Source organism: Sphingobium sp. VMM, from assembly GCF_056790315.1.
Genome location: NZ_JBXGSI010000001.1, coordinates 291,366 through 311,640, shown reverse-complemented (window position 1 = coordinate 311,640; position 20,275 = coordinate 291,366). Strand labels below are relative to the sequence as shown.

Genomic DNA, 20,275 nt, shown 5'->3' with positions numbered 1-20,275 from the left:
AAACGCGGTGACCCGGCTATGATCAGGCTTCAACAGTTTGAAACCATCTAACACCATGTCTGACTACTATCTGTCCCAGGCCGAAGCCATCCGTCTGACCGGTTTGTCGCGCACCACTATTTTCCGCATGCGAAGGGCGGGGGAATTTCCCCCGCCCCGACAGTTGACCAAAAACAGGATCGGCTATCTGGCCAGCGATATCACCGCCTGGCAGACCTCTAGGCCGCCTGCTTGATTGCTTCGGCTCGCTGGACGCTTTCCTGTCGGATCGCGTCCAGTTCGGCTTCCCAGACCAGTAGCGCGCGCTTCTTCTGTGCCCTGTAGGCCGCCCGGTTATAGACGCCTGCCACGTCTGATTTGACGCCACTGATGTGGTTCAGCGTCGCTTCGACGATGGCCGGTTGGATCAGCGGGTTACCGTCCTCGTCCGCCAGGTCGTTCATCATGGTGGCAACGGTGCGCCGCAAATCATGCGCCGTCCAATTCTCCAGCCGAACCCCCTCCGCTGTTGCAATTTCGACCGTGCGTCCGAAAACCATGTCTTTCGCCTTGCTAAATCCCGACATCGGCACTGTAGGCTTCGACACCGAATTGAAGACATATTCGCTGCGGTTAGGTGTTTTCAATCCGCTCAAATATTCCAGCGTGTTCGGCGTCAAATCGAGTAAGAGCGGCAGGCCATTTTTCGTTCGCTCGCCAGGGATGAGCCAGCTTCCCCCATCAAGATCGAATTCATGCCAAGGCGCTTCTGCTGCTTCATCTCGACGAACGCCTGTGGCAACGATCAGGCGCAAACTCCTCGCATAGGGTCCGTAGAACTCTTGGCTGTCGATCATTTCGTCGATGACGCGTAGGACGATTCCAAATTCGTCGCGGCGAAGCACCCGATCGCGCGAGACTTCTTTGGTCGGCGCCATGACATATTCGGCCGGATTGGTCGTCATCAGCGTTTGACTGCGGTAAAAGCTCAATGCGCGTTTGAAGATCGTCTTCGTCATCGAGAGAACGCGATTGGCCCTGACCGGCGCGCGCTGGCGCACTTTCTCGACCATGCGTTCGACATCTTCGTGCCTGATGTCGGCCATTACCAGGGCGCCCAGCGCAGGCTGTATGTCGTTCCGCCACATTCCCCGCGAATTGGCTGCGTCGTCCAACACGTCGATAAAGCGCGGCTCGTAAATCGTCCAAAACCAATCGAGCGTCCGGCTGGCGCGATCAGAAGCCGCAGCGGCCGCCGCCGCCGCCTTTGCCTCTTCCTCCCGTCGAACCGCGTCGAGATCGATCCCAGCTTCGCGCGCAGCAGTCAGCTTGTCGGCCCAATCACGCGCTTCTGCCAAGCTGTGCGCGGGATACGATCCCAGCGTCTTCTTCTGGACCGCCGAAGCCCCTTTCGCCTTCCCGCGCCAAGCCCACGACTTTTTCCCGCCAGGCGCAGGCTGCACGATCAGATAAAGGCCGCGACAGCCAGGGTCTGAAATTTCCTGCCGCTTATCGGTCGCCTTGACTGCCTCGACCCAACGGTCGGTGAATGCCTTTTTCGCTGCCATACTTCCCTCCGAATGTTTCCCCCGATACCGAAGGTCAGAATCCAGAGCAACACAAATCCGGGGGAAACTTGGGGGAAACTTTTGTCGAAACAGCGCAAAACCGCCTGGTTCGACCTGAAACAAAGAGCGTGGAATAGACCGTTGTATTTTATAGAATTTTCAGGTTACAGGCAGTTTCGCTCGGTTTCACCGAGAACACGGCTTTTCGGTTTTGTAAACCGAAGGTCGGGGGTTCGATCCCCTCAGCCGGCACCGACGGACTCTTGAACGGTGCGCTCATGCGCACTCGATGGCACTCGGCATCCCGGAAACAAAATGGGGGCCGACATCGCTGCCGGCCCCCACTAACGTCGGTTCCTTTCGGCCACATGCCCTTGCGGGTTGCGCCTTCCGGTCCGGCGATGTGATGTGTTGCCACATCTTCGCGCGGGAGAACGAGCCCGAAGGCCTGTTCACCCATGCTGACCTTTCATCCGAAGCCCGACGTTCACTTTCGCGCGTACCCGGCATCATCCTGAAAGGCTTGGATCCGATCGTCCCTGCCATCCTCGCGCATGGCAGCTTCCAACGGACCATCAGGGCAAAAAATCCTTGATTTCTCTTGGATTTTCCGGCTTTGGATCGCTCCGTTCCGCCTGTCCCGATAAGAGGATGCTGTCACGATCCGCGAGTCGGACAAAGCGGATTCCGACAATTTGAAGACAGGTCGCGCCACAAATCTGTGGATAACTTTGGATAAGTCTGAAAATCGGCGGAAATCCGCGCGCTTCAGGCGGGCACCCAATCGGGCGGCGCGAGCGTGAAGCCGGCAAAGTCGAAGCCTGGCGTGACCGTGCAGCTGACGAGCGCCCATCCGCCAACCGGCCGTGCCGCCTGCCAATGATGCGCCGGGAACAGGCGCTGCGGCATCTGTCCCGCGGCGATATCCGGGCCGAGGTGATGATCGACGCCAAGCCCCTGCGGCGGAGCTATGCCCAGGACGATCGGCGCCCCCGCATGCCAGAACCACATCTCGTCAGCATCGACCCTATGCCAGTGTGATCCCTGATGCGCCTCCAACAGGAACAGGATCGCCGTGCCGGCCGCCCTCTGGCCCACAGCCGCCTGTGCGCGCCAGGTTTCGCGATACCAGCCGCCTTCGGGATGCGGGGCCAGGTCGAGCGCCCGGATCAGTCCGGCAGCATCCTGCCCGTCGCCTGCGTTCATCGCTTCACCTCAAATTTAATTTCTGCTGAAACAAAAACTTATGCCGTTGTCAGAGGTTCATGCAACCTAGGTCAATAGGCAGGGGTTCAATCGGCTGACAACGCAATTCGGAGGAGATATTATGCGTAACGCCCTGATGGCCATGGCCGCCCTGTCGCTGGCCATTCCCGTGTCGATGGCCGTTCCCACGGACGGCGCACAGGCCCGCAAACATTATCGCTACAAGGAATGGCGCGGTCGCGACGGGCGCACCTATTGCCGCAAGTCCGACGGCACGACCGGCCTGATCATCGGCGGCGTCGGCGGCGCGCTGGTCGGCCGCGCGATCGACACCCGTGGCGACCGTGCGACCGGCACCATCCTGGGCGCTGCTGGCGGCGCACTGCTCGGCAAGGAAATCGACAGCAAGCGCCGCTGCCGCTGATCCCGTCGTCAAGGACAACGAAAAAGGGCGGCTTCCCATTGGGAAGCCGCCCTTTTTGATGGCCGAGGCCAAATGGCTTAGTTGGTCGCGCCCGAAGCCGCGCCGCGCGCGTCATCGACCTTGAACGACACGGTCTGGCCGCCCGAGACGCCCGAAACCTTGTCACCCTTGACCTGCAGGTTGAAGGCGACGGCGTCCGGGTAACGACGGCCCGAGATCACCTTGCCGGTCTTGGTATCCTTGACGTCATAGACGTAGGTGTAGCCTTCGTGGGTGAAGCGCTGCTTGGCGGCGTCCTGCGCATTGGCGGGGGCAGCGACGGCAACGATGGCGCTCAGGGCGCCGGCGACAACAAACTTGGACAGCATTCGCATGGGTGTGCTCCTTGTGAATGCCCTCAAACACCTCTTGGACATTCTGTTCTGTTGCCACCCATATGTTGCAGCGCAAAAACTCATACAATCGCAAAAAACGGCGTTCCAGTTGCGCGGAACGCAATCGAGATCATCTCGTTTTTCTAAGCCTTTGACAAGGCGACGATATGCTCGAACTGCTGCGGCGTCAGCGGCGCGACGGACAGGCGCGATTGCCGTAACATCACCATGTCGGCCAATGCCGGGTCCGCCTTCATCGTCTTCAGCGTCACCGGGCGATCCAGTTTCTTGTGCGGCGCAACATGTACCGCGATCCATTTGCCGGTCTCGTCGGTGCTGTCCGGCGCCGCTTCCTCGACAATCTCCATGATGCCGACCGCCTCGACGCCGATATTGCTGTGATAGAAGAAGGCCAGGTCGCCCTTGCGCATCGCCTTCATATGCAGTTGGGCGGCATGGTTGCGCACCCCGTCCCATTCCGCCTTCCCCTTCTTGACCAGGTCGGCATAGGAAAAGACGTCGGGTTCCGATTTCATCAGCCAGTAGTTCATGCCGCATCCTTGCATCAGGCGCCAAGGACGATCAAGGATGGGAACCATGGCGGCTGATCGCTATATCATCCGCAAGCAAATCGATCTGGAGAATATACGTGTCGCAATCCGTGCTGGACCAGGTGCCCGTCCTGTCCATGGCAGAGATGAGCAAGGGCGATTTCGCCGCCGCCTTCGGTGGTTCCTTCCAACGCTTCGGCTTCGCCATGGTCAAGGACCATGGCATGGACCAGGCGCTGGTCGACAAGGGATGGGCGCTGGCACGCGAATTTTTCGCCCAGCCGGTCGAGATGAAGCGCGCCTATGATGCCAATTTCAATGGCGGCCAGCGCGGCTACACCGCTTTCGGCGTGGAGATCGCCAAGGGCGCGAGCGAGAATGACCTCAAGGAATTCTGGCATGTCGGCCGCGACCTTGCGCCCGGCGATCCGCTCGCCGAAACCATGCCGCCCAATGTCTGGCCGACCGAGATGCCGGCGTTCCGCGACGTGTTCGCGCCGCTCTATGCCGAGTTCGACCGGGTCGGCGCCGAACTGCTGTCGGCGATCGCCCTCTATCTGGGCCTGCCCGAACGCTGGTTCGACGGCCCGATCAAGGATGGCAACTCGATCCTGCGCCTGCTCCATTATCCGCCGGTGTCGCCCGAGGCTCCGGGCATCCGCGCCGGCGCGCATGAGGATATCAACCTCATCACCCTGTTGCTGGGCGCCGAAGAAGGCGGGCTGGAGTTGAAGGATCGCGACGGCAACTGGCTGCCGGTCGTGCCGCCGCCGGGCGCGCTCGCGATCAATGTCGGCGACATGCTGCAGCGGCTGACCAACCATGTACTGCCCTCGACCAGCCACCGCGTCGTCAATCCGCCGCCCGAACGGCGCGGCCATTCGCGCTATTCCATGCCCTTCTTCCTGCATCTGCGCCCGGACTTCATGATCGACGCGTTGCCGCAGTGCGTGACGCCGGACAATCCGCGCCGCGAGGAACCGATCAGTGCGCATGACTATCTGACCGAGCGACTGATCGAGATCGGCCTCATCAAGAAGGCGTAAGAAAAGGCCCGCCGCTGCGTCCGGCAGCGGCGGGCCTTTTCTATATGCGTCGCTAGCAGCGCTTATTTCCGGCCGCGGCCCAGGGTAATGCCGATTTCCTCGCCCCGCTCGCTCAGCGCCAGCTTGACGATCTTCACCTCGACATGGCGGACCTTGTCGTCCTGCAGGAAGATGGTCTCGATGATATGGTCGGCCACCCCCTCGATCAGGGTGAAGTGCAGCCCCTCGGGCAGCGCGGTCGACGCGGCATGCTTGAGGTCCATGTAGTTTTTCGACTCGCTGAGCGGCGTATCGGGATCATAATGGTCCGCAATCCGCAGCTTGGCCCGGATCGAGATGCGCAGCGGCTGGGGCAGATGCGTCTCTTCCGAATAGATGCCGGTCAATACGTCGACGTGCAGGTTGTTGACCTCCAGCGTCAGATAATCGTCAAAAATGCTGTCCATAGCTCGCCATGTCCGGTCGCGCGAAGGGCGCGGGTCCAGTTTGATCTTTCCTTTTGCGGCATGGACGCTATAGGCCCGCCGCTTCCGGCGCGGTCCATGCGCCATTGATGGCGGATCGGCAAGACATGTCAGCAATTCTTCCCCTCGACAGCCAGCCCGCCGACGCGATCGAGGGCCTGCTGGACGCCGCCTTCGGTTCTGACCGGCACGGCCGCACCGCCTATCTGATCCGCGATGGCATGCCCTGGCTGCCCGCCCTGTCCTTCGCGGTGCTGGACGAAAAGGGCGAATTGATCGGATCGCTGCAAAGCTGGCCGGTGGCGCTAACCCACGAGGATGGCAGCCAATTGCCGTTGATCATGGTCGGCCCGGTCGCGGTTGCGCCGGCGCATCAGAAGGGCGGCCACGGCCGCGCGATGATGAATGCGGTGGTCGCCGCCGCCCGCGCACAGGCGTGCGAACCGCTGATGATGATCGGCGATCCGGAATATTATGGCCGCTTCTGGGGCTTCACCGCCGACGGCACCACCGGCTGGGATTGCCCCGGCCCGTTCGAGCCCCGGCGCCTGCTCGCCTTGTCGGTCGATGGCCGCCCGGTCGGCGGAACCGGCATGCTGTCGCCGCGAATCACCGTTACCGCCTGACCCAACCGAAAGACCTTTACCAAGCGGGCCGGCCGCTCCTATCTGCTTTCCATGCCGATGGAGCCCCTGCCCGACCTCGCCGAGCTGTCGCTCGCCGACATTGCCCGCCTAGCCGCCGAAAAGCGGCTACCGCCGGTCGAGAAATGGAATCCCGACCATTGTGGCGACAGCGAGATGCGGATCGCGCGCGACGGCACCTGGTTCCATCAGGGATCGCCGATCGGGCGCGAAGCGATGGTCCGGCTCTTTTCCACCATATTGCGGCGTGAGGGCGACGGCTCCTATGTGCTCGTCACCCCGGTCGAGAAACTGAGCATCGCGGTCGAGGATGCCCCCTTCGTTGCGGTCGAACTCAAGAGCGAGGGCGAAGGCAGCAGCCGCAAGCTCGCCTTCCGGCTCAACACTGGCGAACTGGTGCCGGCCGGCCCCGACCATGCCCTGACCCTGCGCGAGAAGGAGGATGGCCCCCATCCCTATCTCCACGTCCGTGCCGGGCTCGACGCGCTGATCGTGCGCAGCGTCTATTATGAGCTGATGAACCTGGCCCTGGATGAAGGGGGCGAGCGGGTCGGCCTGTGGAGCGAAGGCCGCTTCTTTCCGCTGGATGGCGCGGCATGACGCTGGCCGAGCGGCTGCGCGCCGCACTGATCGACGGGCATAGCCGCGATATCCAGTTGCTTCCGTCCGAAACCCGCGATCCGCGCATCGTCGGCGACATGGCACTAGCCCCCGCCGCCGTGCTGGTCGCGATCACCGACCGGGCCAATCCCGGCCTGATCCTGACCCAGCGCTCCGAGAAGCTGCGCAAACATGCGGGGCAAGTCGCCTTCCCCGGCGGCCGGGTCGATCCCGACGATGCCGACGAGATTGCCGGCGCCCTGCGCGAGGCCCGCGAGGAAATCGCCCTGCCCTCCGACAGGGTCGACATCATCGGCACCTCTGACCGCTATCATACCTTCACAGGCTTCGACATCGTGCCGGTGCTGGGCGTCATCCCGCCCGACCTGCCGCTGCGCGCCCAACCCGGCGAAGTGGCCGACTGGTTCGAACTGCCGCTTGACTATGCGCTCGATCCGGCCAATCGGGTGCGCCGCAGCCTGATGTTCGAAGGCATCGAGCGGCAATATTATGAAATCGACTGGCAGGGCCGCCGCATCTGGGGCGTGACCGCTGCCATCCTCGCCAATCTTTCCCGCAGGCTCGGCCATGACCCGCATTCTTCCTGACGCCCCGTGGCGCCACCGCTCCGGCCTTTCCGGCCTTCTCGCCGCGCTCGACGCCGACCAGGGCCGTGCCCGCTATGTCGGTGGCGCGGTGCGCGACGGGCTGCTCGGCCTGCCGGTCAATGATCTCGACATCGCCACCAGCCTGATGCCGCAGGATGTGGTCGATCGGCTGAAGGCGGCCGGGATCAAGGCGGTGCCGACCGGGATCGAGCATGGCACGATCACCGCCGTGTTGCCCGACGGGCCGGTCGAGATCACCACGCTGCGCCGCGACGTCAGCACCGACGGCCGCCGCGCCACCATCGCCTATACCGACGACTGGCAGCAGGACGCCGCCCGCCGCGACTTCACCTTCAACGCCCTCTATGCCGATCCCCTGACCGGCGCGATCAGCGACTATTTCGGCGGCGTGGCCGATCTCGACGCCCGGTACCTGCGCTTCATCGGCGACGCCAGCGCGCGGATCGCCGAGGATCATCTGCGCATCCTGCGCTATTTCCGTTTTCTGGCCCGCTATGGTGACAACGAAGTTGACGCATCGGCCTATGATGCCTGCGTCGCCGCCGCCAACAGCCTGATGGCGCTGTCGCGCGAGCGAATCGCCGACGAACTGCTCAAATTGCTGGTGGTGAGTGATCCCGTGCCGGCGCTGCGGCTGATGGTGGACGGCGGGATCTGGCTGCCGGTTCTGCCCGAAATCACGCACGGAGGCATCGACCGACTGGCAAAGTTGATTGCGCGGGAAGAGGAGGCGAGCATAGCGCCGTCGGCACTGCGCCGGCTGGCCGCGCTGGTGCCGGCCGACGCGGCGCTGGCGGACCAGATCGGCGCGCGGCTCAAACTCTCCAACAAGGCGCGCAAGCGGCTGATCACCGCGCTCGAAACCGCCTCCGCACCCGAAGGGCCGCGCGCGCTGGCGCACCGGGTCGGCGTGGAAGGCGCGATCGACCGCATCCTGCTCGATCCTGCCGCCCCCTTGTCGGCACTGGCCCCGCTCGACGGCTGGACGCCGCCCAGCCTGCCGATCGGCGGCGGCGCGCTGATCGCGCGCGGCCTTCAGCCCGGCCCGGACATTGCCCGCGCCTTACAGGAAGTGCAGAAATCATGGGTGGCGGAGGATTTCCCCGACGCCGACCGGGTCGGCGAAATCGCCGATCAGATCGTTTCGAAATTCCAGCGCACGCGCCAATAGTCGAAGGCATCGGCTTCGCACATAGGGCGGGCAAAATAATAGCCCTGCCCCTGCCAGCAGCCCATCTTCTGCAGCATGTCGGCCAGTTCCTGGGTTTCGATACCCTCGGCCGTGACCCGCAGGTTGAGCGATTCCGCCAGTGACAATATGGTGCGGACGATCACGGCTTTATCGTGATCTTCCAGCATGTTGGACACGAAACTTCGATCAATTTTGAGGATATCGATCGGCAGGCTGTGCAGGCTCGCCAGGTTGGAGAAGCCGGTGCCGAAATCGTCCATCGCGATCGGCATCTGCAGATCCTTGAGCGCGAACAGCAATTTGCGCGCCTTGTCCGGATCGGCGATGATCGCGCTTTCGGTCAGTTCGGCGGTCAGGCGATGGCCGCCAATGCCCGAATAGCGCAGCGCTTCCTCGAACATCGATGCGACATCGTCGCGCGCCATCTGGATCGGCGACAGGTTGACGTTGACGCCGACCGGCAGGGCCTGGCCAAATTTCGCGTCCCAGCGGCTCAGCGCCTGCGCGGCTTCATAGGCGGCCCAGCGACCGAGCGGGGTGATGAGACCGCTCTCTTCCGCGACCGGCACGAACTCCACCGGCGAGACATGGCCCAGTTCCGGGTCATCCCAACGCGCCAGCGCCTCGAAACCGGTAATTTCGCCGGTCTGGAGATGGATCAGCGGCTGATAGGCCAGGGTCAACCCGCCATGGGCCAGCGCATCGCGCAGCCGGCTCTCGATCGAGAAGCGGCGCTGCGCTTCCTTGAGCACGCCATTGCGGTAAATCTCGACTTTGCCGGTGCGCTTGGCGATCTTGACCGCCGCCTGCGCCTTGCGGACGACATCGTCCGGATCATCCTCCAGATGCGTCGACAGGGCGCAGCCGATCGCGCAATCGACGCGGATCTGCAGGTCAGACAGGCGGATCGGCGAACTCAGCGCCTCCCTGATCCTCTGAACGATCTGAAGAGAGTCAGACAAGCCATTGTTCAAGCGTGCAAAAATGGCAAAGTCATTGCCGCCGATGCGGGCCAGCACATCGCCCTGACGCAGGCAGGATTTGAGCCGCTTGGCGACCGTGATCAACAGTTCGTCACCCGCCATCGGACCCAGCGATTCATTCACCCGGCTGAAGCGGCTGAGATCGATCGCGATGATACCGAACTGGGCATTGTCCGGCCAACTGCCATTGGCCAGCCGATCATCGATTTCCTCACCAAAGCCGGTGCGGTTGGGCAGCGCGGTCAGGCCATCGGAAAGCAGCTCGCGCCGCAAATTCTTCTCTATCGTCCGCTCGCTGGTGCGATCGATCGCGGTGAAGAGAAATTGTTCGGCGCGCGCGCCGGTGGCCCGCAGCCGTCCGAGCGTGCAGAGAAAATATTCAGGGCCAAGCTTGCCGTCGCGGCGGATTTCGAAACTTTCCGAATCGCGATCCGACTGGGCAAAACCGGTGACGCGCGCGCGCCATTCGGCCGATGCCTGCGCCGTTGCGGCCGTCCGTTCGCGATGTTCCCGGAACGCCTTGAGGAACGGTTCATTCGCCTCAACAATGTTTATGACATTGTTTTCACATGATAAAATTGCCGCAGCCTGCGACAGGGCGGTGAGCCATTCGCTCGCTCCGATCATGTGCGGCAGATGCGAGTCATCACCCCCGGGCAAGGGGAGGCCACTGGTCTGTTCAGGGGGCCAGCTACGCACCGACATGGCTTTCATGCCTCTGCCTTATCCGCCAAGGGTAAATATTCGGGAAACGAACATCTGCCGATGGTGCTGAATTTGCGTCAGAACTTGTTGTCGCGCGGGAAGCCTGTCGGTGGCATGCGACCGGCGGCGCCGCGTGCGACCCGCCATGGCGTCATGTCCGCCTCGGTCCGGGTCCGGCCGGTCTCGCCACCCATCGCCCAGCTGATCCCGTCGCTCAAGCGGAAGGCGATCGCGTCGGACAGGCCGCCGTCGCGATAGCGCTGCATCTGCACCCCCTGCCCGCGCGCCATCTTGGGCATTTCGATGATCGAATAGACCAGCAGCTTCCGGTTCTCGCCGATGACGGCAATGCTGTCCGCCTCCGGATCGACCGCATGCACCACGGCAAGCTTCGCGCCCGTGCGGACATTGACCACCTGCTTGCCCTTGCGCGTCTCCGCCAGGATATCCGCCACATCGGCAAGGAAGCCGCGTCCGTCAGACGAAGCCAGCAGCAATTGCCCGCCCGTCCTGGCCGGCATCAGCGCGACGATGCCGCCCTGATCGTCCATGTCGACCATCATCCGCACCGGATCGCCAAAGCCGCGCCCGCCCGGCAGCTTGTCCGCCCCCAGCGTGTAGATGCGCCCGCTCGACGTCGCCATCAGCAGCTTGTCGGTGGTGTATGCGTGGAACGCGAATTGCGGCCCGTCGCCTTCCTTGAACTTCAGCGTATCGGCGGCGGCCAGGTCGCGATGTCCGCTCATCGCACGGATCCAGCCGCGTTCGGACAGGATCACCGTCACCGGCTCGCGCTCGATCATCGCTTCCAGCGGGATTTCGCGCGCCGGGCCGGCTTCCTCGACCAGCGTGCGGCGCCGGCCGATCACCGTATCGGGGCCATAGCGCTTGCGCAGGTCGGCAATGTCGCGCTTCAGCCGGGTGCGCTGCCGGGCCGGGCTCTCGACCAGCTTTTCCAGCTCCGCCTGTTCCTTGACCAGCTCGGCATGCTCGCGCCGCAGCTCCATTTCCTCCAGCTTGCGCAAGCTGCGCAGCCGCATGTTGAGGATCGCCTCGGCCTGACGGTCGGTCAGGCTGAATTCGTCCATCATCACCTGCTTGGGCTCATCTTCGGTGCGGATGATCTCGATCACCCGGTCGAGGTTGAGATAGGCGATGATATAGCCGTCGAGCAGTTCCAGCCGCGCGGCGATCTTCTCCAGCCGGTGCTGCGCCCGGCGGACCAGCACCTCGATCTGGTGCTTGAGCCATTCGACCAGCACCGCGCGCAGCCCCAGCACGCGCGGCGTATGGCTGGCGTCGAGCACGTTGAGGTTGAGCGGAAAGCGATTTTCCAGGTCGGTCAGCCGGAACAGGCTGTCCTTGAGTATATCGACCGGGACGTTGCGGCTCTTGGGGACGATGACGATGCGGATCGCCTCGTCGCTCTCGTCGCGCACATCCTCCAGGATCGGCAGCTTCTTGTCGTTGATCAGCGCCGCGATCTGCTCGATCAGCTTGGACTTCTGCACCTGATAGGGAATTTCGGAAATCACCAGCTGCCAGGTGCCCCCGGCCAGCTTCTCGATCCCCTCCGCTTCCCAGCTGCCATCCTCGTTGCGGCCGGTGGAGAAGCGGGCACGGGTGCGGAAGGAGCCGCGCCCGGTGCGATAGGCTTCGGAAATGATCGCCTGATTGTCGACCAGCACGCCGCCGGTCGGGAAGTCCGGCCCCTTGACGATCTCCATCAGCGCGGCGTCGTCCGCCTCCGGGCTGTCGATCAGCAGGGTGGCGGCATCCAGCAGTTCGCCGACATTGTGCGGCGGGATGCTGGTCGCCATGCCGACCGCGATGCCGCTGGCGCCATTGGCCAGCAGATTGGGGAAGAGGCCGGGGAATACCTCCGGCTCCTCATCCTCGCCATTATAGGTCGGGCGAAAATCGACTGTTCCCTCGTCCAGCCCCGCCATCAGGTCGGCCGCCGCCTGGGTCAGCCGCGCCTCGGTATAGCGCATGGCCGCCGCATTATCGCCGTCGATATTGCCGAAATTGCCCTGGCCATCGACCAGCGGCGTGCGCAGCGAGAAATCCTGCGCCAGGCGGACCATCGCGTCATAGACCGACGCGTCGCCATGCGGGTGATATTTACCGATGACGTCGCCGACGACGCGGGCGCATTTCTTGTAGGACGTGGTGTTGCGCGCCGGATTGGCGACCAGCACGTCCGGGTTCGCGCCGCCCGGCTCCATCCGCAACAGGCGCATCGCCCAGAGCAGGCGCCGGTGCACCGGCTTCAGCCCGTCGCGCAGGTCCGGCAGCGAACGCGCAGTGATGGTGGAGAGCGCATAGACCAGATAGCGCTGCGAGAGCGCCGCGTCGAAAGGATGGTCCTTGATAGCGTCGAACGGGTCGCGAAAATCGGTCATCGGGAGTGGCTTAGCAGGATGGGGGCAAAACGGAAACGGATTTGCTCAATAGCCGCTTACGAGCATGTCCAGGGCATTCATGATGGCATCCTGCTCATGCGATAAGGTCGCAACGCGACGCCCGAGCAAATGCGTCGGCACGGACGCGGCCATATGCGTTGCCATGATGTAGGGTTGCGCCTGGACATCAAATTGCGGGTGCAATCGTTTCGTGGGCGATGGGACATCCGTAGGCGACAGCAACAGCAAGGGAACGACAAAGCGCCTGTCGAAGACTTGCAGCAGATCAGCCTGACAATCCAGCACCAGCCCGCCTTCCAGCCGGTAAACGTCGAAGCGCGCCATCAGAATGACCGATATTGGTCAAGCGGCGAACCATGCTCCTCTTCATAACGGTTCCATGCGGCAATGTTTTCGGCATTCTCCGCCTGCCATAGCCGACCACGTTCTGCCACGATCTCCTGCCGCAAGGCATCTTCGCAAGCACGCGACAGGTTTATGCCCAGCGCCTTGGCTTCCTCCACCAAGGCACTGTCGAGCGACAGGTTGGTCGCCTTGCGCGCTCCGATCCGTTCCTGCTTGGTCATACCGGTGCTCCTGCACATAGCATGCGCATAGATATACGCATGAACGCTCAACGCGGCAAGAAACGCGCGTCCCGATCGGCGGCGATGGCGGCAGCAAACTCGGCGCTGATCCAGTCGCGGAAGACCTTGATCTTGGGCGTGTTGCGGGCGTGGGGCGGATAGACCAGCCAATAGCTCGCGATTTCGCGGACATAGGAGGGTACCGCCTCCACCAGTTGCCCGGCCTCCACCTCCGCCTTCCAGAGAAAATGGTTGAGGATGGCGACCCCCTGCCCGGCGATCGCGGCGCGCCCCTCCATTACCTGGCTGTCGAGCGCGATGCCGGGCGGGCCATCGGCCGGGTCGGCCTCCACGCCCATCGCCGCGAACCATTCGTGCCACCACATGTCGTCGGGCGACAGGCGCGGCAGGGCATGGAGCGCCTGCGCATCGGCGATCGGCCCGTGCCGGTCGCGCCAGGCCGGGCTGCACATCGGTACCAGCCGGTTATGGGTCAGCAGCTTCGCCTCCAGCCCCGGCCATTCCCCCTTGCCGCCGCGCACCGCCAGATCGATGCCGTCGCGCGCCAGATCGACCACCGCGTCATCCGCCATGATCCGCACGGCGAGGTTCGGATGGCGCATCTGGAAGGCGCCGATCCGCGGCGCCAGCCAGAGATGCGCGAAACTGTTGGTGCAGCTTATACTCAGCACCGCCGAATGATCCTGGGTCAGCGCGGCAAAGCCCTGCCGCATCTGGTCGAAGGCGCGGGTCAGGATCGGCGCGATCTCCCGCCCCTTCTCGGTCAGCGCCACCTTGCGCCCGGTCCGCTGGAACAGGCTGATGCCCAGCCGCTCCTCCAGCAATTTCACCTGATAGCTGACCGCCGCCTGGGTCATCCCCAGTTCCTGCGCGGCGGCCGTGAAATTCTCCAGCCGCGCAGCGGCCTCGAACACGCGAATGGCGGACAGGGGCGGCAGCGGCGACATGCGCCATTCGATAAGCCAGGCTTATCTATGCTGTCCATGCTTTTGTTGGCGCCAAGCGTGCCGTTCGGGCAGAGACAGCGGTGCCGGCGGCCCTCCGCGCCCGGCGATGATCATGGACGGAAGGAACAGTGATGCGCGATCAATATGACGCCCGGCTGTGGAACGACAGCCATGAAGAAATCAGCAAGAGTGCCGACCATTTCCTGCATCGCGTGATGCAGGCATTTCGGGTGCTTCACCGCATCGAATGGAGCGCACCCTGGGCCGATGAACGCCAATGCAAGCGCCCCTGCCAATCGTGAAAATCCCGGCAAGGGGCAAAACAGGGGTTGCGGTTTCCGGTACAGGCGCCACCTTTAGGCCGTGCCCGAAACCGCTCTTCCCCCTCTGCCCGATCTTCCCGCTCCCCCGCCCGCGCTGCTGACCGGCGCCGCCCTGTTCCTCGATTTCGACGGGACATTGGCGCCGATCGCGGACACGCCCGACGGGGTGCATGTCGATGATGATCTGCTTGCCCTGCTGGCGGCGCTACGACGCAAGCTGGACGGGCGCCTCGCCATCGTCAGCGGCCGGTCGATCGCCACGCTGCGCGATTTCGGCTTTCAGAATTTCCTGCTCGCCGGCACCCACGGCCTTGAATTTGCCGCGCCCGGCGCAGCGCCGGATGCGCCGCCCCGCCTGCCCGCCATAGACGCGGTCGAACGGGCCTTCCATATCTTTGCCGACACCCGTCCCGGCGTGCTGGTCGAACGCAAGTCGATCAGCGTCGGCCTCCATTTCCGCGGCGCGCCCGATTGTGGCGAGGCCGCCGGCCTGCTTGCCCATCAGCTTGCAGAGGAACATGGCCTGGCCGTGCAGGCCGGCAAGATGCTGTTCGAACTGCGCCCCGGCGGCGCCGACAAGGGCAGCGCGCTCACCCGCCTGATGCAGCAGGCGCCGATGGCCGGCGGCACGCCGATCTTCATCGGCGACGATGTCACGGACGAGGAAGGTTTCGCCGCCGCCGCGCAATTGGGCGGCCATGGCATATTGGTCGGGCCGGCGCGGCACACGCACGCGGCCTTCGGCTTGGAACAGGTTGCCGCCGTCAGGCATTATCTGGCGCAGGGGGTCGCCGCGATCATCTGACCGGCGGCCACCATTCGCATGAACGAAGGGGGTCGAACATCATCGATACCAGCGACCATATCCTGGCCGGAAACGAGCGTGACCTCGACCTCTGGCCGATCGGAAACTGCCAGGCATCCGCCCTGATCGACCGCGCCGGGCGCATGGTCTGGGCCTGCGTGCCGCGGGTCGACGGCGACCCCGTCTTTTCCGCCCTGCTCGACAACAAGCATTGGGACAGCAAGGAAGCCCGTGGCTTCTGGGCGATTGAGCTGGAAAATTGCGTCGCGATCGAACAGCATTACATCCGCAACACGCCGATCCTGGTCACCCGCCAGAGCGACGGTCAGGGCAATGCGATCGAGATTTTCGATTTCTGCCCGCGCCACAAGCATAAGGGCCGCATGTATCGCCCGGTCGCCTTCGCGCGCATCGTGCGCCCCGCTGCCGGCAGCCCGCGCATCCGCGTCCGCCTGCGCCCCACGACAAGCTGGGGCAAGGAAAATGTCCCGGTCACCTACGGCTCCAACCATATCCGCATGGTCCTGTCCTACATGGCGATGCGGATATCGACCAATGCACCCATTGGCCTCATTTCCCAGGAAAGCTGGTTCCGGCTGGAATCGGACATGCATTTCTTCATGGGGCCGGACGAGGGGTTTTCCGACGCGCTGCGCCCGGCGATCGAGCGGATGCTGGACGACACCATCCTGGAATGGCAGCTCTGGGTGCGTGGCCTTGCCATCCCGCCCGAATGGCAGGAGGCGGTGATCCGTTCCGCCATCACGCTCAAGCTCTGCCAGCATGAGGAAACCGGCGCGATCGTCGCCGCGCTCACCACCTCCATCCCCGAACATGCCGACAGCGGCCGCAACTGGGACTATCGCTACTGCTGGGTGCGCGACGCCTATTATACGGTCGAGGCACTGAACCGGCTCGGCGCCCTCGACGTGCTGGAAACCTATCTCGTCTATCTGCGCAACATCGTCGACGGCGCCAAGGGCGGCCATATCCAGCCGCTCTACGACGTGCGCGGCAATGCCACGCTGCATGAATGGGAGGCCGCGCATCTGCCCGGCTATCGCGGCATGGGGCCGGTACGGGTCGGCAATGCCGCCTATGAACAGATCCAGCATGACGCCTATGGCCAGATCGTCCTGTCCTCGGTCCAGGGCTTCATCGACCGGCGCCTGCTGCGCATGGCCGGCCATGCCGATTTCGAGGCGCTGGAGGCGGTGGGCGAACGCGCCTGGCAGGTCTATGACCAGCCGGACGCGGGCCTGTGGGAATTGCGCACCCGCGCCCATGTCCACAGCTACAGCGCGGTGATGTGCTGGGCCGCCTGCGATCGGCTGGCCCATGCCGCCACCGCGCTCGACCTGCCGCTGCGCGCCGCCCATTGGGAAAATCGCGCCGAAACCATGCGCGCCCGCATCATCGAATCCGCCTGGCGCGCCGACAGCAAGGCGATCTCCGCCAATTTCGAGGATGACGCGCGCGACGCGTCGCTGCTGCAACTGCTCGACCTGCGCTTCCTGACCGCCGACGACCCGATGTTCACCGGCACGCTCGAAGCACTGGAAAAGGATCTGCGCCGCGGCAACGACATGCTGCGCTACAGCGCGCCGGACGATTTCGGCGAGCCGGTCACCGCCTTCAACGTCTGCACCTTCTGGCTGATCGAGGCGCTGCATCGCACCGGCCGGACCGAAGAGGCGCGCGAACTGTTCGAGGAGATGCTGTCCCGCCGCACCGCCGCCGGCCTGCTGTCCGAAGATATCGATCCCCATAATGGGGAACTCTGGGGAAATTACCCGCAAACCTATTCGTTGGTCGGCATCATCAACTGCGCCGTCTTGCTGAGCAAACCGTGGAGCGTGATGCGATGAGCCGCCTGATAGTCATTTCCAACCGGGTCAGTCGCCCCAATGGCGCCGCCAATCAGGGTGGCCTTGCCGTGGCGCTGGCGCAGGCGCTGCGCGAAAGCCGCGGCATCTGGGTCGGCTGGTCGGGCGGCACGACCGACAATTTCACCGGCCATATCGGCTTTGCCGACGATGACGGGGTCAAGACCGCGACGATCGACCTGGAAGAGCAGGATGTCGACGAATATTATAATGGCTATGCCAACAAGACGCTGTGGCCGCTGTTCCATTATCGCATCGACCTGGCCGAATATGCCCGCGATTTCGAGGGCGGATACAACCGCGTCAACCAGCGCTTCGCCGACACCGCCAGCCCACTGATCGAACCGGAAGACATTATCTGGGTGCAGGATTATCACATGATCCCGCTGGGCCAGATGCTGCGCGACCGGGGCCATCAGAACCGGATGGGCTTCTTCCTGCACATTCCCTGGCCGCCGACCCGCCTGCTGGTCTCGCTGCCCCATCATACCAAGCTGGTCAGCACCCTCTTCGCCTATGACGTCATCGGCTTCCATACCGAGGAATGGCTGGAATCCTTCCGCCATTATGTCGAGCGCGAGATGGGCGGCACCGTCGATGGCGATTTCGTCACCGTCGGCGGTCGCACTATCCAGGCCGTCGCCTGCCCGATCGGCATCAATGCCGAGGAGTTCAAGCAGGCCGCCGCCAGCGACGCGGCGGTGGAGATGCACCGCCAGGTCCGCGCCTCGCTGCAGGATCGCTCGCTGATCGTCGGCGTCGACCGGCTCGACTATAGCAAGGGTCTGGAAGAGCGGTTCAACGGCTATGCCCGCTTCCTGAAGGATCATGCCGAACATCATCGCCGCGTCGTGCTGGCGCAGATCGCCCCGCCCTCCCGCGGCGAGGTGGAAAGCTATCAGCAGATCCGCGCCACGCTGGACTCGCTCGCCGGGCGGATCAACGGCGAATATAGCGATGTCGACTGGACCCCGATCCGCTATGTCAACCAGGGCTATCCGCGCGACAAGCTCGCCGGCATCTATCGCTCCGCCCGGATCGGGCTGGTGACGCCGCTGCGCGACGGCATGAACCTGGTCGCCAAGGAATATGTCGCGGCCCAGAACCCGGACGATCCCGGCGTCCTGATCCTGTCCCGCTTCGCCGGCGCGGCGATGCAGCTCAAGGACGCGCTGCTCATCAACCCCTATAGCCCCGAAGAGATGTCCGACGCGATCGACCGGGCGCTGGCCATGCCACTCGACGAGCGCAAGCGGCGCTGGCGGGCGATGATGGACAGCGTCGAGCAGCAGGATATCAGCTGGTGGCGCAGCGCCTTCACCGATCGGCTGGCAGCCACCCGCCAGGAGGAGCCGGAGGCGGAACCGGAACCGGCCACCGAATGATTGAGATCAGGCACCGGTCCCGCTAGGCCGGTGCCATGCATAGCGAAGATGATGACGAACCGCGCGGCCTGTGGGCCGCCATCAGCGCCAAATCCGGCGTGATCATTGGCAGCATCGGCCTGATCGCCTGGCTGGCGCTGATCTGGTTCAGGTTCGGCGACGTGCTGTAGCGCGTCCCCTGCGGATTTCCCCTTGCGCCTCGTTGAACCAGCGGCAGACATGATGCCGCTCCGGCTTCGGGAGCGCCAAATGGGGGATGTCCATGCTCGATCGCCGTTCCTTCCTCGGCAGTGCCGCTGCCGCCTCGCTCGCCGCGCCGGTCGGGGCGCAAGCGCTGACCAGCGTGCCGCTGCCAGCCGCCGATCTCCATGCGAAGAATGAAGATGCCTATTGGGCGGCGCTGCGCAAACAGTTCCTGATCCCGGCCGATGTCGTGAACCTCAATGTCGGCACGGTCGGCTCCTCGCCGCGCCCGGTATTGAAGGCGATCTTCGACGGGTTCGAGACGACCGAGCAGATGACCCAGGAGGGGTCCGAGGATTATCCGATCTGGGGCTATGGCGCCTGGGACCAGTATCGCAAGCCCTTTGCCGACTTCATGGGCGCCAAGGTCGAGCAGATGGCGATCCTGCGCAACTGTACCGAGGCGAACAGTTACATCGCCAATGGCTTCGACATGAAGCCGGGCGACGAGGTGCTGATATCCGACGAGGAACATGGATCGGGCGAAATGCCCTGGATGCTGCGGTCGCGCCGCTATGGCGTGGTGGTCAAGAAATTCGCCATGCCAAAGCCGGCGAAGAACGCAGCCGAAATCCTCAACCGCATCAGTGACGCAATCACGCCGAAGACGCGGATCATCTTCGTCAGCCATATCAGCACCTCGACCGGCGTGGTGCTGCCGGCCAAGGAGATCGCCGCGCTCGCCCGGTCGAAGGGGATCATCTCCGCCTTCGACGGCGCCCATGCGCCGGGCATGATGAAGGTCGACCTCAACGATATCGGCTGCGACCTCTATACCGGGTCGATGCACAAATGGCTGTTCGCGACCAAGGGCACCGGCTTCCTCTATCTGCGCGACAGGAGCGTGATGGACCGGGTCTGGAACACGATCGCGACCGGCGGTTATGACGACCCGACCCGCATGGCGGACCGCTATATGCAGATCGGCTCCTCCTGCATCCCGACCTTGATGGGCCTCAATGCCGCGATCAGCTTCGCCGACAGCATCTGCATGGAGCGGATCGAGGCGCGCAACCGCATGCTCGCCGACTATATCCATGCCGAGATGGTGAAGCGCGGCGCGGAGGACTGGACCTCGCCCGATCCGGCGCTGCGCTGCGCGATCGCGACCGTCAACGTGCCGCCGGTGCAGCGGATGGAATTGCAGGACTGGCTCTGGAAAAATCACAAGGTGCGCATTCGCGGCGGCAACCCCAGCAAGCTGCGCCTCGCCACCCCCTATTTCCTGAGCAGGGCGGACATCGACCGCTTCCTTGGCCTGTTCGACGAATTTCGGAAGATGAAGGGGGCATAGCCGCCACAATTGCA

The 20,275-nt window shown here is 63.8% G+C and carries 24 protein-coding genes and 1 tRNA gene; 15 read left to right on the top strand and 10 right to left on the bottom strand.

All coding sequences use genetic code 11. The annotated features are described in order from the left end of the window. Positions 1–55 precede the first annotated feature (55 nt). Positions 56–235, top strand: coding sequence for a helix-turn-helix transcriptional regulator (locus ACUCV3_RS01560; RefSeq protein WP_081331813.1), 180 nt, complete (start codon positions 56–58; stop codon positions 233–235). Here ACUCV3_RS01560 and ACUCV3_RS01555 read toward each other — a convergent pair. Then, positions 219–1,547, bottom strand: coding sequence for a tyrosine-type recombinase/integrase (locus tag ACUCV3_RS01555; protein ID WP_482240300.1), 1,329 nt, complete (start codon positions 1,545–1,547; stop codon positions 219–221). The genes ACUCV3_RS01560 and ACUCV3_RS01555 overlap by 17 nt on opposite strands. Positions 1,548–1,716: 169 nt before the next feature. On the opposite strand from ACUCV3_RS01555, the gene ACUCV3_RS01550 reads away from it, so the two are divergent. After that, positions 1,717–1,796, top strand: a tRNA-Thr gene (locus ACUCV3_RS01550). Between the two features lie 40 nt (positions 1,797–1,836). Beyond that, positions 1,837–2,142, top strand: coding sequence for a hypothetical protein (locus tag ACUCV3_RS01545; protein ID WP_423283609.1), 306 nt, complete (start codon positions 1,837–1,839; stop codon positions 2,140–2,142). 173 nt (positions 2,143–2,315) lie between these two features. On the opposite strand, the gene ACUCV3_RS01540 is transcribed toward ACUCV3_RS01545, so the two are convergent. Beyond that, positions 2,316–2,753, bottom strand: coding sequence for a cupin domain-containing protein (locus ACUCV3_RS01540; RefSeq protein ID WP_482240299.1), 438 nt, complete (start codon positions 2,751–2,753; stop codon positions 2,316–2,318). Between the two features lie 121 nt (positions 2,754–2,874). On the opposite strand from ACUCV3_RS01540, the gene ACUCV3_RS01535 reads away from it, so the two are divergent. Beyond that, positions 2,875–3,177: a glycine zipper 2TM domain-containing protein gene (locus ACUCV3_RS01535; protein WP_004207333.1), complete on the top strand. Its 303-nt coding sequence runs from the start codon at positions 2,875–2,877 to the stop codon at positions 3,175–3,177. 77 nt (positions 3,178–3,254) lie between these two features. Here the strand turns inward: ACUCV3_RS01535 and ACUCV3_RS01530 are convergent, their stop codons facing one another. Beyond that, entirely contained in the window at positions 3,255–3,545 is a 291-nt protein-coding gene (locus ACUCV3_RS01530; protein WP_010337758.1) for a hypothetical protein, read from the bottom strand. A gap of 149 nt (positions 3,546–3,694) precedes the next feature. Next, positions 3,695–4,102, bottom strand: a complete 408-nt coding sequence (locus ACUCV3_RS01525) for an EVE domain-containing protein (RefSeq protein WP_004207335.1) — start codon at positions 4,100–4,102, stop codon at positions 3,695–3,697. 98 nt (positions 4,103–4,200) lie between these two features. Here ACUCV3_RS01525 and ACUCV3_RS01520 point away from each other — a divergent pair, with 98 nt between their 5' ends. Continuing rightward, positions 4,201–5,148 carry an isopenicillin N synthase family dioxygenase gene (locus ACUCV3_RS01520; RefSeq protein ID WP_279776151.1) on the top strand — a complete coding sequence of 316 codons (948 nt, stop codon included), beginning with the start codon at positions 4,201–4,203 and terminating at the stop codon, positions 5,146–5,148. Positions 5,149–5,210: 62 nt separating this feature from the next. Here ACUCV3_RS01520 and ACUCV3_RS01515 read toward each other — a convergent pair whose 3' ends face one another. After that, positions 5,211–5,594, bottom strand: a complete 384-nt coding sequence (locus ACUCV3_RS01515; protein WP_004207337.1) for a dihydroneopterin aldolase — start codon at positions 5,592–5,594, stop codon at positions 5,211–5,213. Between the two features lie 125 nt (positions 5,595–5,719). On the opposite strand from ACUCV3_RS01515, the gene ACUCV3_RS01510 reads away from it, so the two are divergent. The 4 genes from ACUCV3_RS01510 to ACUCV3_RS01495 are packed head-to-tail and all read left to right on the top strand — an operon-like array spanning position 5,720 to position 8,656. Next, positions 5,720–6,238 (top strand): GNAT family N-acetyltransferase, encoded by a 519-nt coding sequence (locus tag ACUCV3_RS01510; protein WP_482240298.1) that lies wholly within the window; start codon positions 5,720–5,722, stop codon positions 6,236–6,238. 51 nt (positions 6,239–6,289) lie between these two features. Next, positions 6,290–6,856 carry a DUF1285 domain-containing protein gene (locus ACUCV3_RS01505; protein WP_279729143.1) on the top strand — a complete coding sequence of 189 codons (567 nt, stop codon included), beginning with the start codon at positions 6,290–6,292 and terminating at the stop codon, positions 6,854–6,856. Then, positions 6,853–7,464, top strand: a complete 612-nt coding sequence (locus ACUCV3_RS01500) for a CoA pyrophosphatase (protein ID WP_004207340.1) — start codon at positions 6,853–6,855, stop codon at positions 7,462–7,464. Before ACUCV3_RS01505 ends, ACUCV3_RS01500 begins: the two co-directional genes overlap by 4 nt. Further along, positions 7,445–8,656: a CCA tRNA nucleotidyltransferase gene (locus tag ACUCV3_RS01495; protein ID WP_279729144.1), complete on the top strand. Its 1,212-nt coding sequence runs from the start codon at positions 7,445–7,447 to the stop codon at positions 8,654–8,656. Before ACUCV3_RS01500 ends, ACUCV3_RS01495 begins: the two co-directional genes overlap by 20 nt. On the opposite strand, the gene ACUCV3_RS01490 is transcribed toward ACUCV3_RS01495, so the two are convergent. The 5 genes from ACUCV3_RS01490 to ACUCV3_RS01470 all read right to left on the bottom strand — a co-directional run bounded on the left by ACUCV3_RS01490 (position 8,620) and on the right by ACUCV3_RS01470 (position 14,325). Continuing rightward, entirely contained in the window at positions 8,620–10,374 is a 1,755-nt protein-coding gene (locus ACUCV3_RS01490) for a putative bifunctional diguanylate cyclase/phosphodiesterase (RefSeq protein WP_482240297.1), read from the bottom strand. The two genes, ACUCV3_RS01495 and ACUCV3_RS01490, sit on opposite strands and share 37 nt — an antisense overlap. 68 nt (positions 10,375–10,442) lie before the next feature. Beyond that, positions 10,443–12,770 carry a DNA topoisomerase IV subunit A gene (gene parC, locus ACUCV3_RS01485; RefSeq protein WP_279729146.1) on the bottom strand — a complete coding sequence of 776 codons (2,328 nt, stop codon included), beginning with the start codon at positions 12,768–12,770 and terminating at the stop codon, positions 10,443–10,445. A 45-nt stretch (positions 12,771–12,815) separates the two neighbouring features. Beyond that, positions 12,816–13,115: a CcdB family protein gene (locus ACUCV3_RS01480; RefSeq protein ID WP_279729147.1), complete on the bottom strand. Its 300-nt coding sequence runs from the start codon at positions 13,113–13,115 to the stop codon at positions 12,816–12,818. Then, positions 13,115–13,357 carry a type II toxin-antitoxin system CcdA family antitoxin gene (locus ACUCV3_RS01475; RefSeq protein ID WP_279729148.1) on the bottom strand — a complete coding sequence of 81 codons (243 nt, stop codon included), beginning with the start codon at positions 13,355–13,357 and terminating at the stop codon, positions 13,115–13,117. The genes ACUCV3_RS01480 and ACUCV3_RS01475 overlap by 1 nt, the downstream gene beginning before the upstream one ends. A gap of 47 nt (positions 13,358–13,404) precedes the next feature. After that, on the bottom strand, positions 13,405–14,325 hold the full coding sequence (locus tag ACUCV3_RS01470; protein ID WP_482240296.1) for a LysR substrate-binding domain-containing protein: 921 nt from the start codon (positions 14,323–14,325) through the stop codon (positions 13,405–13,407). A 131-nt stretch (positions 14,326–14,456) separates the two neighbouring features. On the opposite strand from ACUCV3_RS01470, the gene ACUCV3_RS01465 reads away from it, so the two are divergent. The 6 genes from ACUCV3_RS01465 (at position 14,457) to ACUCV3_RS01440 (ending at position 20,261) form a co-directional block, all read left to right on the top strand. Beyond that, positions 14,457–14,627 (top strand): hypothetical protein, encoded by a 171-nt coding sequence (locus ACUCV3_RS01465; RefSeq protein WP_004207346.1) that lies wholly within the window; start codon positions 14,457–14,459, stop codon positions 14,625–14,627. A 61-nt stretch (positions 14,628–14,688) separates the two neighbouring features. Further along, complete coding sequence (gene otsB / locus ACUCV3_RS01460; protein ID WP_279729150.1) at positions 14,689–15,453, top strand: trehalose-phosphatase; 765 nt, start codon at positions 14,689–14,691, stop codon at positions 15,451–15,453. Between the two features lie 98 nt (positions 15,454–15,551). Continuing rightward, the gene (locus tag ACUCV3_RS01455) at positions 15,552–17,321 is read left to right on the top strand and encodes a glycoside hydrolase family 15 protein (protein ID WP_268812420.1); all 1,770 of its coding nucleotides are present in this window, start codon (positions 15,552–15,554) and stop codon (positions 17,319–17,321) included. Next, a complete protein-coding gene (otsA, locus tag ACUCV3_RS01450) occupies positions 17,318–18,724 on the top strand; it encodes an alpha,alpha-trehalose-phosphate synthase (UDP-forming) (RefSeq protein WP_004207349.1) in 1,407 nt (468 codons plus the stop codon). Before ACUCV3_RS01455 ends, otsA begins: the two co-directional genes overlap by 4 nt. A gap of 35 nt (positions 18,725–18,759) precedes the next feature. After that, on the top strand, positions 18,760–18,894 hold the full coding sequence (locus ACUCV3_RS01445) for a hypothetical protein (RefSeq protein WP_482240295.1): 135 nt from the start codon (positions 18,760–18,762) through the stop codon (positions 18,892–18,894). A 92-nt stretch (positions 18,895–18,986) separates the two neighbouring features. Then, positions 18,987–20,261: an aminotransferase class V-fold PLP-dependent enzyme gene (locus tag ACUCV3_RS01440; protein ID WP_482240294.1), complete on the top strand. Its 1,275-nt coding sequence runs from the start codon at positions 18,987–18,989 to the stop codon at positions 20,259–20,261. Positions 20,262–20,275: the final 14 nt, after the last annotated feature.

Bases quoted from the DNA above. Each gene is read 5' to 3' on its own strand.
- ACUCV3_RS01560 (WP_081331813.1), top strand. From the start codon at position 56: ATGTCTGACTACTATCTGTCCCAGGCCGAAGCCATCCGTCTGACCGGT.
- ACUCV3_RS01555 (WP_482240300.1), bottom strand. From the start codon at position 1,547: ATGGCAGCGAAAAAGGCATTCACCGACCGTTGGGTCGAGGCAGTCAAG.
- ACUCV3_RS01545 (WP_423283609.1), top strand. From the start codon at position 1,837: ATGGCACTCGGCATCCCGGAAACAAAATGGGGGCCGACATCGCTGCCG.
- ACUCV3_RS01540 (WP_482240299.1), bottom strand. From the start codon at position 2,753: ATGAACGCAGGCGACGGGCAGGATGCTGCCGGACTGATCCGGGCGCTC.
- ACUCV3_RS01535 (WP_004207333.1), top strand. From the start codon at position 2,875: ATGCGTAACGCCCTGATGGCCATGGCCGCCCTGTCGCTGGCCATTCCC.
- ACUCV3_RS01530 (WP_010337758.1), bottom strand. From the start codon at position 3,545: ATGCTGTCCAAGTTTGTTGTCGCCGGCGCCCTGAGCGCCATCGTTGCC.
- ACUCV3_RS01525 (WP_004207335.1), bottom strand. From the start codon at position 4,102: ATGAACTACTGGCTGATGAAATCGGAACCCGACGTCTTTTCCTATGCC.
- ACUCV3_RS01515 (WP_004207337.1), bottom strand. From the start codon at position 5,594: ATGGACAGCATTTTTGACGATTATCTGACGCTGGAGGTCAACAACCTG.
- ACUCV3_RS01510 (WP_482240298.1), top strand. From the start codon at position 5,720: ATGTCAGCAATTCTTCCCCTCGACAGCCAGCCCGCCGACGCGATCGAG.
- ACUCV3_RS01505 (WP_279729143.1), top strand. From the start codon at position 6,290: ATGCCGATGGAGCCCCTGCCCGACCTCGCCGAGCTGTCGCTCGCCGAC.
- ACUCV3_RS01500 (WP_004207340.1), top strand. From the start codon at position 6,853: ATGACGCTGGCCGAGCGGCTGCGCGCCGCACTGATCGACGGGCATAGC.
- ACUCV3_RS01495 (WP_279729144.1), top strand. From the start codon at position 7,445: ATGACCCGCATTCTTCCTGACGCCCCGTGGCGCCACCGCTCCGGCCTT.
- ACUCV3_RS01490 (WP_482240297.1), bottom strand. From the start codon at position 10,374: ATGAAAGCCATGTCGGTGCGTAGCTGGCCCCCTGAACAGACCAGTGGC.
- parC (WP_279729146.1), bottom strand. From the start codon at position 12,770: ATGACCGATTTTCGCGACCCGTTCGACGCTATCAAGGACCATCCTTTC.
- ACUCV3_RS01480 (WP_279729147.1), bottom strand. From the start codon at position 13,115: ATGGCGCGCTTCGACGTTTACCGGCTGGAAGGCGGGCTGGTGCTGGAT.
- ACUCV3_RS01475 (WP_279729148.1), bottom strand. From the start codon at position 13,357: ATGACCAAGCAGGAACGGATCGGAGCGCGCAAGGCGACCAACCTGTCG.
- ACUCV3_RS01470 (WP_482240296.1), bottom strand. From the start codon at position 14,325: ATGTCGCCGCTGCCGCCCCTGTCCGCCATTCGCGTGTTCGAGGCCGCT.
- ACUCV3_RS01465 (WP_004207346.1), top strand. From the start codon at position 14,457: ATGCGCGATCAATATGACGCCCGGCTGTGGAACGACAGCCATGAAGAA.
- otsA (WP_004207349.1), top strand. From the start codon at position 17,318: ATGAGCCGCCTGATAGTCATTTCCAACCGGGTCAGTCGCCCCAATGGC.
- ACUCV3_RS01445 (WP_482240295.1), top strand. From the start codon at position 18,760: ATGCATAGCGAAGATGATGACGAACCGCGCGGCCTGTGGGCCGCCATC.
- ACUCV3_RS01440 (WP_482240294.1), top strand. From the start codon at position 18,987: ATGCTCGATCGCCGTTCCTTCCTCGGCAGTGCCGCTGCCGCCTCGCTC.